Genomic DNA, 8,891 nt, shown 5'->3' with positions numbered 1-8,891 from the left:
GCCCAGTTGTTCGTCTCGCGTCGACAAGGGGTGGTCATGGAGGACCCGGAGTTCAGCGTGCTGCTGACCGAGGTCGGCACTACGAAGTTGGACGTCATCCAGGCAGTCCGAGCGATATCAGGCCTGAGTCTCTGGCACAGCAAGCTTTTGCTGGAGGCCACCCCGGTCGTGGTCGTGGAGGCAGGGTCGTTTCAAAGTCCCGTGATCTTGCGAGTGTGCTGGTCAGGCGATGCCCAGGAGGTCGAGCGGGCGGCTGAAGGGCTCGTAGGAGGCGTGCCGGAGGCCGGAAGCGATGTTGCGGTGCCCGTGCTGTCGCAGCGTGTTGATCGCCGGGTTGCGGAGGGTCGCCATGTTCTCGGGTCCGTGTCCGGTGCGGATCTTGGCGGCGTCTTCGGCGAAGGTGGTGTTGCGGACGAAGTGCAGCCGGTTCTCGATGGTCCACTGCGATCTGGCGAGCTGGCCGAGCCTTTGGGGTGAGGCCTGTTGCGAGGTCAGGTCGGTGATCGCGTAGACGGTCTGGCGGCTGACTGTGCCGGTCTTGAGGTGGGTGCGGTGGCGCAGGATGCGTGCGGCCTGGACGGCATGTGGGAAGTCGAGTCCGAGGCCGGTGACGGTGAGGGCTCTGGTCACGCGGGTCTCCCGGCGGCCGTGGCCGGCCTCGCGGTCGTAGCGGCGCGCGGTGACGTCCTTCCATGGCAATGACCGCAGTCGGCGGTGCAGTTCGGGCTGGTTGGCCTTGACCACCAACAGGTAGTGGGCCTTCTTCTCCTCGACGAGGAAGCGCACGTGGGCGCGCTGGGTGTGCAGGGCATCGGCCGTGACCGTGATTCCGGTCAGGTCATGGGGCGCCAGCAGCGCGGTGAAGCAGGTGATCTCGTTGGTCTTGTCGGGCACCCGCAGTTGCGTGACGGTCCGGCCGTCTCCGGTTATCGCGGCCAGCAGGTGGGCGGCGGGCGCAGTGCCGTGCCGGGAGCCGCGGGCGGCCTTGCCGTCCACGGCGATCGAGGCCGATCCCGCCGGGGCAGACCAGACCGACGACTCGCCGGATCGTGGCGGCGCTCGGTGCGACGCGCACGCTCAGCGCTCCCGCGACCCTGGCGCCCAGGCGGGCCAGGGTGTGCTGCGGAGCGTTCGCGGACCACTGGCCGATGGCCGCGTACGAGCGCGCGCCGGCGACCACCGCCGAGGCGGCGACCAGGAGCACTGCCACGAACGGGTGACGCACCCCTCGACGTCGACGCGGATCGGGCAGCAACCGCAACCGCTCCACCAGCGACAATGCCGCCATGCTGTCCAGAGCGGGCGACTTGACCAGGCAGACGGTGGCAGACTGGCGGCACATCGAAGCTCCGGCGGTTCAGGGCGACTTGGGAAGGTCACCCCGTTCAACCGGAGCTTCGGTGCATTCGTGACGGGCCAGGCCCCATCCATCGCCATGACCTGCGGACTCACGTGCTCACCAGGACTTTGAAACGACCCTACCCCGGTAGTCGTGTGCTGTGAGGTACGCACAGGGCGGCGGCTTGACCGACGCGGAGAGGGCCGCGCGGGAGCGGATCCGGCGGCAGTGCGGGTGCCGAATAATCATCCGCGCTGGTCATGCGGCATGTTGGTACTCGTGGAGTGTGCCGCCGAGTCGGTCTCGTCAAAGGACCTCCAGCTGTGTGACGTGCCCTGGCGGGTTGATCGGTTCAGGTAGCAAGCGCAGGGGCGCGGCCTGCATCAGCGCTCGGTGTGGCCGGTCCCCGTTGTAGTGGGCCTCGAACTCACGGAGCGTGTGGAGGAGGTGACGCTGGTTCCAGATCAAGGTACGGTCCAAAAGCTCCCTACGGCAGGTCTGTATCCAGCACTCCATCAGGGAGTTCATCCGCGGCATCCGGATGCCGGTGGTGACCGTCTTCAGGCCGGCATCGGCCATCAGGGCGTCGAAGGCGGCGGTGAACTTCGAGTCGCGGTCACGGATCAGGAACCCGGCCGTGCTGCCCGCGTCCTCGATCTCCATGAGCAGGTTGCGTCCGAGCTGCACGATCCACTGCGCACCGTCGTCCTCGTCGTCTACGACGGGATCCAGCTGACCGAGCTGGCCGGCCCGATGGACGTCTTCAACGCGGCGAACACCCTGCTGGGGGCCGAGGTCTACCGGGTCGTGACGGCCTCGCCCCGGGCCGGGGCCGTCACCGCCTTCGGCGGGCTGAGGATCCACACCGAGCACACGCTGCGCCAGGTCGCCCGTGCCGGGGCGCAGATCGACACGGTGATCGTGGTCGGCGGCTTCGGGGCCCTTGACGCCTCGGCGTCCGGCGAGGTGGTGCGCGAGCTGCCCGCGCTCGCCGGGCGCGCCCGGCGGGTGTGCGCGGTGTGCGCGGGCGCTCTGCTGCTGGCCGCGGCCGGGCTGCTCGACGGCTACCGCGCCACGACGCACTGGGGTGCGGCCGAGCAGCTCGCCGAGCGCTTTCCGCGCGTGCGGGTGGAGGCGGACCGGATCTACGTGCACGACCGCGACCGGTGGACCTCGGCGGGCGTCACCGCCGGCATCGACCTCGCCCTCGCCCTGGTCGAGAGCGACCACGGGCCCGAGGCGGCCCAGAAGATCGCCCGCGCGTTCGTCGTCTTCACCCGGAGGCCCGGTGGCCAGCGGCAGTTCAGCACCCAACTGCGCGCGCAGAGCGCGCGGACCCCGGCGGTGCGGGCGGTGCAGGACTGGCTGCCCGACCACCTCGAGGAGGATCTCGGCGTGGCGGCCCTGGCCGCCCGGGCGGGCATGAGCGAGCGCAGCTTCACCCGAGCCTTTCGCACCGAGACCGGCACCACCCCGGCCGAGCTCGTCGAAGCCCTCCGCCTCGAAGCGGCGTGCCGCCTGCTGGAGACGACCGGCCTGACCGTCGCCACCATCGCCCGCACGGTCGGCTACAAGCACGGCGAAACCCTCCACCGCCTCTTCACCCGCCGGCTGTCCACCACCCCCGACCGCTACCGCCAGCACTTCTCCACCCCCACCCCCGCACACCCGCCCCGCCACCAGTGACGCCGAGGACCAGGCGCTGGCGAAGGAGAAGAGGCAGACCGGCGCACAGGAGCGGCCGGGGACCCCGCGCCGGACGCGCGAGGCCGCGGACGGTTTGGCGGTGGCCGCCAAACCGGCTCGCGCGGACCATATGGGCCAGCGCGAACCTGCCGTCGACGGCGATCCCTCCCGCGCATCTCGCACCAGCTCTGGCCGTCCGCTCGACGTGACACACTGGCGGCCCAGGCGGCAGTGAACGGGGGATGGTCCGGTTGGGTCTGGAGATCGAGAGTCGGCCGTCGGAGTTGCCGCACATCGAGCGGGTCTGGCGCAGCCGCAGCACCGAGGTGGGCCGGATGACGTCGATCGCGGCGTCGCACTGGGAGCTCGTCTTCTGGGAGCACGACGGCCGGACGCAGGCGGCCGTGCTGGGCCCGGAGCCCAAGGCCTGTCCGGCTCCCGTCCCCGAGGACGCCACGTTCTTCGGCATCAGCTTCGCGCTGGGCACCTCGATGCCCCACGTGCCGATCAGCCGGCTTGTGGGCGGCAGCGCGGAGATCCCCGACGTGACCCGGAGCTCCGTGTGGCTGAAGGGTTCCGCCTGGCACGTGCCCGATTACGACAACGCGGAGGCGTTCGTGCGACGCATGGTGCGCGAGGGCATCGTGGACTGCGACCCGATCGTGCCCGCGGTGCTCGGCGGCGCGGCCCCCGATGTCTCCGAGCGGACCCTCCAGCGGCGTTTCGTCGCGGCAACGGGCCTCACCCGGGGGGCCATCCGGCAGATCCACCGTGCCCGCGAGGCGGCGGTACTGATCCAGGAGGGGGTGCCGGCGCAGGACGTCGTGCACCGGCTGGGCTACTTCGACCAGCCGCACCTGGCGCGGTCCTTGACCCGGTTCATCGGCCGCACCGCCACTCAGCTGAGTGCTCCGGACAGGGCGGAGCCGCTGTCGCTTCTGTACAAGCCCTCCTCCCCGATGCCCGCATAGTCTTCCTGACGTAGCCGACGGGGTCGGCCCGCCCCGGCCGGAGCGCTATCCAGGCCGGGCCCGGTAAGGCGGCCCCGAACTCATCACGGAGGAATCATGCGCAAGGTCGTTTCGGGTCTGTTCGTCTCGCTCGACGGTGTCGCCCAGTCGCCGAACGAGTGGCAGTTCGCTTTCGACGAGGAGATGGGCGCGGCGCTGGGAAAGACGCTGGAGACGGCCGACACGATCCTGCTGGGCAGGGTGACGTTCACCGAGTGGGCCGGGTACTGGCCGACGGTGACCGACGGCGAGGACGCCGGCTTCGCCAAGTGGATCAACGACTCGCCCAAGTACGTCGTCTCCTCCACGCTGGACGGCGTGGACGACTGGGCGAACAGCACGCTCATCAACGGCGATCTCACGGCCGTGATCGAGGAGCTCAAGGCGGGAGAGGGCAAGGACATCACCGTCGCGGGCAGCCCCACGCTGGTGCGTTCGCTTCTGGAGCAGGACCTGCTGGACGAACTGGTACTGCTGATCCACCCGGTGGTGGCCGGCGAGGGCCGCAAGAAACTGTTCGCCGACGACGCCGCCCTGAAGAAGCTGGAGCTGGTCAGCGCTCAGCCGACCAGCAGCGGAGTGATCATCGCGACCTACCGTCCGACGCGCTGAGCACTGCTCGGCGAGGGCCGGGTACACCAGAACAGCGCGGTCAGCCCGCGCCGGTCCCCGGCGGTGAGTTCCTGGCCCACTTCGGCCCGGCCAGGCCCTGCCGGAGCAGCAGTGCGTTGACGTGCATCAGGGCGGACTGGAGCAGGTGCAGGGCGAGCATCGAGGTGGGCTTTACCCCGAACAGTGGACACTTCTGAGAGGACATCGCGCAGGCCCTGGAGTTCGCGCTCCAGAACGCCCCGTCCTCGCACTGGGCCGTCGAAGCCACCCTCGGTCACGCCTTCCTATCCGCCCAGAACCGGCGGTCCGTCGGCCCCGAGCTCCTCCGCACGATCGCCGAGGCCGACGAAGCCGACGACTGGTGGCCCACCGACCCAACCGCCCGCGCCCCGGCGCTACCGCGCGGCGGGGCGGCCGGTGGCGGGCGGTGTCCGCCCCAGGCTGGCCAGGCATCGACAGCGGGGCACCGGTGACAGGATGCACTGGTGTTCTATCCAGACCTCACGCCCCTACAGCTACCGCGACCACGGCCGGGACACCTTCACCGACCTGACAACCGGCTACCGATTCGTCAGCTTCGAGGCCCCCTACGAGCGGATCAACATCGGCTGGCTCGACACGAGAGAGCCCTGGATCGCCGGAGACGTCCCAGCGGCCTTCGCCGGGAAGCTCCAGGCCCTCCTCGCGGCCCAGGCCGTCAACGAGTGCCTCGGCCACCACGACTGCAACGCCGAGGCGGGCAGACACTGTGCCTCGTCCAGGACCAGGACCCTGGGCCGGCGCAGCGCTTCCAGGAGCACCAGGTCCGCCGCGCCGGTCGAGTGCGGCAGCCTCTTCAGTTGCAGCGCGTCGGCCAGCACCCGGCGCAGCTCCGGAACCGACGGATGCACCCCGACATGGACCCGGCGGACCCGGGCCGGGTTCGGCAACTGCGACAGCGCGTACTGCAGAGCCACCGTCTTGCCGTGCCCCGCGTCCCCGTACAGGCAGGCCACCGCCCCAACCGCCGCGGCATGCGCGACGCGCTGCACCACAGATGCGACCGCGGGCGTGACGACGACCTGCGCCAGGCACCAGGACCGGTACCTGCGCCAGGCGCGACTGCTCACGCAGGAACACCTGACCGCCCAAACCCGCGCCGCTGACCGTACCCAGACCCAGCTCGCCCAGCGGGTCGGTGCGCAGCGGCTCGGCGAGATTCGGCTCACGCTCGATGACCAGCGTCCGTCCCGCCAAGCGGTCACGGCGCACCACCCGGTGCAACGTACCCAGCGGCGGCACGGCAGTGGCGTACCCACCGCCGACGGCGAGCATCCGGCGGCGTCCGGGTGGACGGCGACGACGAGGCGCGGGTGTTCGTCTCGGACGCGGCAATCGCCGCCCGCAGTTCCTCCGGCTCCGTTCTGGTCGACGGGCTCACGGGCCGCGACGAAGCCGACGGCAGCGAGGACACGGAAGGATTCGCGGTCGCCCCGTCCGGCCCCTGGGCGACGACGGCGTTCTCGGCGACCTCGGTGTGAGCGGCGCGGAACTCACTTCCGTGGAGTGCGGTGGGGCCCTGAATTTCATCGCCGACATCCTGGGCTGCGGTGAGGCTCTGACAGCCGCGCGCTGACCCGCAAAGCCCGCGGAGCGGGAGCGGTGGACGGCCGGGTTACCCACCGTCGGCCCACGGGGATCGGCACTTTGCCGCAAGGAACCGCCCGGGCGGCTGTCGCCCGGGCGGTGGATGTGCGCTGCCGTCGTGCGGTGGCGGGCGGTCAGCGGTAGTTCAGCTCGGCAAGCTCGGTGGCCAGGCGGCGGCGGAAGGCGGGGGTGCGGCCGAGGAGCGGGAGCAGGGCGTTGCGCAGCGCCCGGCGCGGGCCGGTCGCGGTGGCGATGCGGGTCATCCGGTCGGTGAAGGCCACCACGCGTACGGCTACCGGGCGCCGCTTGCTCTCGTACTCGTCGAGTCGGCCGGTGGTGAAGGCCCGGCCGAGGGCGTAGGCGTCCTGGATACCGGTGTTCATGCCCTGGCCGCCGGCCGGGCTGTGCACGTGGGCGGCGTCGCCGGCGAGCAACAGTCGGCCCGAGCGGTAGCGGTCGGCGACCCGGTGGTGGACCCGGAAGCGGGACGACCAGACCAGGCCGGTGATCTTCGCCTGTCCGGGAGCCCGTTCGTCCAGCAGCCGCTGGACGGACTGCCGGTCGGGCTCGGCGGGGGCTTCGTCGACGGTGGCGACCACCCGGTACCTGTCCCTGGGCAGCGGGGCGACCACGGTGAGGCCGGCGGTGCCGAAGGTGAGCGACACCTCCTCCGCGGTCGGCGCCCAGTCCATGGTGACGTCGGCGAGGACGAAGGACTGGCCGTACGAGCCGCCGGTGAAGCCGATGCCGGCGGCCTCGCGGACGACGCTGTGCATGCCGTCGGCCCCGACCGCGTAAGCGGCCCGCAGTTGCTCGCCGGTGCGCATGGTGACGGTGACCGCGTCGGCGTTCTGCCGTACCTCGGTGACCTCGTAGGGGCGGGTGACGTCGCCGCCGAGCTCGCGGAGCCGGGCGAGCAGCACGGCCTCGGTCTCGTACTGCGGGGTGAGCAGGGTGAACGGGTACCGGGTCGGAAGGGCCTCGAAACCGATGTCGAGCAGGCGGCGGGCGCCGTCGCGGACCGCGAAGCGACTCAGCCGCAGGCCGCGAGGGAGCAACGCGTCGGCGGCGCCGAGTTCCTCCAGCACCTCCAGGGTTCGGGCGTGGACGACGCCGGCGCGGGAGGTGCGGGGGCTCTCGGCGAGGCGGTCGAGCAGAACGAAGTCGATGCCCGCCCGGGCCAGGGTGACGGCCAGCGCCAGGCCGGTGGGGCCGGCGCCGACGATCGCGACGTGGGTGCTGGCGGGGAGTGCGGTGCGCTCGGTGGTGTTCATCGTGGTGCCCCCTTCAGTCCGATGCCAACGCCCGTTGGCCAACAACTGTTGACATGGTGCGCCGGTCGACGCTGGAAAGTCAACAGGCGTTGGCCTACGATTGTTGGCATGACGATGAGTGAGCAGGGAGCACGCCGGTCCGCAGCAGCCACCCGATCCGCGATCCTCCGGGCCGCGCGAGATCGCTTCGCCGCCCAGGGATACGAGCGCACCACCATCCGGGCCGTCGCCGCGGATGCCGCAATCGACCCGTCGATGGTGATGCGCTACTTCGGCAGCAAAGAACAGCTCTTCGACGCCGCACTCGCCATCGACCTACGTCTGCCGGACCTGTCCGGCGTGGCGCCCGAGGAGCTGGCAGGCACGCTCGTCCGACACTTCCTCAACCGCTGGGAGAGCGACCCCTCCGACGACGCGCTGCTGGTGCTGCTCCGGTCCGCCGTCACCAACGAGCGAGCGGCTCAGCGGATGCACGAGGTGTTCGCCACCCAGGTCGCCCCCGCGCTGACGGCCGCCGTGGGCCACGCCGCCGCCGCCCGCTCCGGCGGCCTGATCGCCTCCCAACTGCTCGGGCTGGCCCTGACGAGGTACCTGCTGCAACTGCCCGCCGTGACAGCACTCACGCCCGAACAGATCGCGGACGTCCTGACCCCGGCAATCCGCGCCACCCTCACCGACTGACGGCCCGCCCGACTCCTCCGACAACGTCAGAACACATGCACGACGTCCAGTTCGCCCCGCCGGACAGCGACGCCGAAGGCACCGGCGCACAGCTCGACGCACGCGTGCAGGCGCTCGACATAAGCCACGCGCAGATGACGGGTGCAGTACGCGCAGAACGCGTCCGCAGGTGTCCCGGCGACATCCACGTCGATAACAGCGGCGAGGACCGCCACACGAAGGGCTCGGAGAACGCCCCCGCCGCTAAGCCGGTCATCACGGATGGCCCCGCCCCGACGGTCAGCCGACCGCACAAGACCCGGCCGGCCAGCCCGCGTTCGCGCAAGGAGCGCGGGAACTCGGCCCAGAACACCTCGGTCTCGCCGTCGCCGACCATCACCCCGAGCACCTCGCGGCCCCCGTCCTGGGTGATGCCGGTGGCCACGACCACGGCCCCGGGAGACGATCTGGTGGTTCACCCGCGCCTTGCAGTAAGTGGCATCGAGGTAGATGTAGGGGAAGCGGGTGTGGCCGAGGGGGCGGGTGCGGAAGGCGGTGAGCTGTTCGTCCAGGTCGGCGCAGATGCGCGAGACCTCGCTCTTGGAGATGCCGGTGTCCGCGCCGAGGGCTTTGACCAGGTCGTCGACCGAGCGGGTGGACACGCCCAGGAGGTAGGCCTCCATG

8 protein-coding genes and 7 pseudogenes are annotated in these 8,891 nt (G+C 71.0%); 8 read left to right on the top strand and 7 right to left on the bottom strand.

Annotated elements, in window-relative coordinates; translation table 11 throughout:
* Window positions 1–36: 36 nt before the first annotated feature.
* Window positions 37–171: pseudogene (locus ACWEQL_RS38680) on the top strand (ribosomal protein L7/L12); the annotation flags it as partial.
* A 51-nt stretch (window positions 172–222) separates the two neighbouring features.
* Here ACWEQL_RS38680 and ACWEQL_RS38675 read toward each other — a convergent pair.
* Window positions 223–1,002, bottom strand: coding sequence for an ISAs1 family transposase (locus tag ACWEQL_RS38675; protein ID WP_452155658.1), 780 nt, complete (start codon window positions 1,000–1,002; stop codon window positions 223–225).
* Between the two features lie 34 nt (window positions 1,003–1,036).
* A pseudogene (locus ACWEQL_RS38670) lies at window positions 1,037–1,288 on the bottom strand (transposase family protein); the annotation flags it as partial.
* 211 nt (window positions 1,289–1,499) lie between these two features.
* On the opposite strand from ACWEQL_RS38670, the pseudogene ACWEQL_RS38665 reads away from it, so the two are divergent.
* Window positions 1,500–1,568 (top strand): annotated as a pseudogene (locus ACWEQL_RS38665) (helix-turn-helix domain-containing protein); the annotation flags it as partial.
* Between the two features lie 77 nt (window positions 1,569–1,645).
* Here ACWEQL_RS38665 and ACWEQL_RS38660 read toward each other — a convergent pair.
* Window positions 1,646–2,035: pseudogene (locus ACWEQL_RS38660) on the bottom strand (integrase core domain-containing protein); the annotation flags it as partial.
* On the opposite strand from ACWEQL_RS38660, the gene ACWEQL_RS38655 reads away from it, so the two are divergent.
* The 3 genes from ACWEQL_RS38655 (at window position 2,033) to ACWEQL_RS38645 (ending at window position 4,647) form a co-directional block, all read left to right on the top strand.
* Window positions 2,033–3,025 (top strand): GlxA family transcriptional regulator, encoded by a 993-nt coding sequence (locus tag ACWEQL_RS38655; RefSeq protein ID WP_452155656.1) that lies wholly within the window; start codon window positions 2,033–2,035, stop codon window positions 3,023–3,025. The pseudogene ACWEQL_RS38660 and the gene ACWEQL_RS38655 sit on opposite strands and share 3 nt — an antisense overlap.
* Before the next feature lie 242 nt (window positions 3,026–3,267).
* Window positions 3,268–3,996 (top strand): helix-turn-helix domain-containing protein, encoded by a 729-nt coding sequence (locus ACWEQL_RS38650; RefSeq protein ID WP_452155653.1) that lies wholly within the window; start codon window positions 3,268–3,270, stop codon window positions 3,994–3,996.
* Window positions 3,997–4,092: 96 nt separating this feature from the next.
* A complete protein-coding gene (locus ACWEQL_RS38645; RefSeq protein ID WP_452155651.1) occupies window positions 4,093–4,647 on the top strand; it encodes a dihydrofolate reductase family protein in 555 nt (184 codons plus the stop codon).
* A 40-nt stretch (window positions 4,648–4,687) separates the two neighbouring features.
* Here the strand turns inward: ACWEQL_RS38645 and ACWEQL_RS38640 are convergent, their stop codons facing one another.
* On the bottom strand, window positions 4,688–4,852 hold the full coding sequence (locus ACWEQL_RS38640; RefSeq protein ID WP_452155649.1) for a hypothetical protein: 165 nt from the start codon (window positions 4,850–4,852) through the stop codon (window positions 4,688–4,690).
* Between the two features lie 272 nt (window positions 4,853–5,124).
* Between ACWEQL_RS38640 and ACWEQL_RS38635 the strand changes: the two are divergent.
* Window positions 5,125–5,343, top strand: a pseudogene (locus ACWEQL_RS38635) (DUF7919 family protein); the annotation flags it as partial.
* Between the two features lie 32 nt (window positions 5,344–5,375).
* On the opposite strand, the pseudogene ACWEQL_RS38630 reads toward ACWEQL_RS38635, so the two are convergent.
* Window positions 5,376–5,642, bottom strand: a pseudogene (locus tag ACWEQL_RS38630) (AAA family ATPase); the annotation flags it as partial.
* A gap of 333 nt (window positions 5,643–5,975) precedes the next feature.
* Between ACWEQL_RS38630 and ACWEQL_RS38625 the strand changes: the two are divergent.
* On the top strand, window positions 5,976–6,167 hold the full coding sequence (locus tag ACWEQL_RS38625; protein ID WP_452155647.1) for a hypothetical protein: 192 nt from the start codon (window positions 5,976–5,978) through the stop codon (window positions 6,165–6,167).
* 240 nt (window positions 6,168–6,407) lie between these two features.
* Here the strand turns inward: ACWEQL_RS38625 and ACWEQL_RS38620 are convergent, their stop codons facing one another.
* Complete coding sequence (locus ACWEQL_RS38620; protein WP_452155645.1) at window positions 6,408–7,547, bottom strand: FAD-dependent monooxygenase; 1,140 nt, start codon at window positions 7,545–7,547, stop codon at window positions 6,408–6,410.
* 108 nt (window positions 7,548–7,655) lie between these two features.
* Here ACWEQL_RS38620 and ACWEQL_RS38615 point away from each other — a divergent pair, with 108 nt between their 5' ends.
* Entirely contained in the window at window positions 7,656–8,228 is a 573-nt protein-coding gene (locus tag ACWEQL_RS38615; RefSeq protein WP_452155643.1) for a TetR/AcrR family transcriptional regulator, read from the top strand.
* A gap of 301 nt (window positions 8,229–8,529) precedes the next feature.
* On the opposite strand, the pseudogene ACWEQL_RS38610 reads toward ACWEQL_RS38615, so the two are convergent.
* Window positions 8,530–8,891, bottom strand: a pseudogene (locus ACWEQL_RS38610) (transposase); the annotation flags it as partial.

This window comes from Kitasatospora sp. NPDC004240 (genome assembly GCF_053603215.1).
This window is presented reverse-complemented; position numbering and strand designations above follow the sequence as displayed.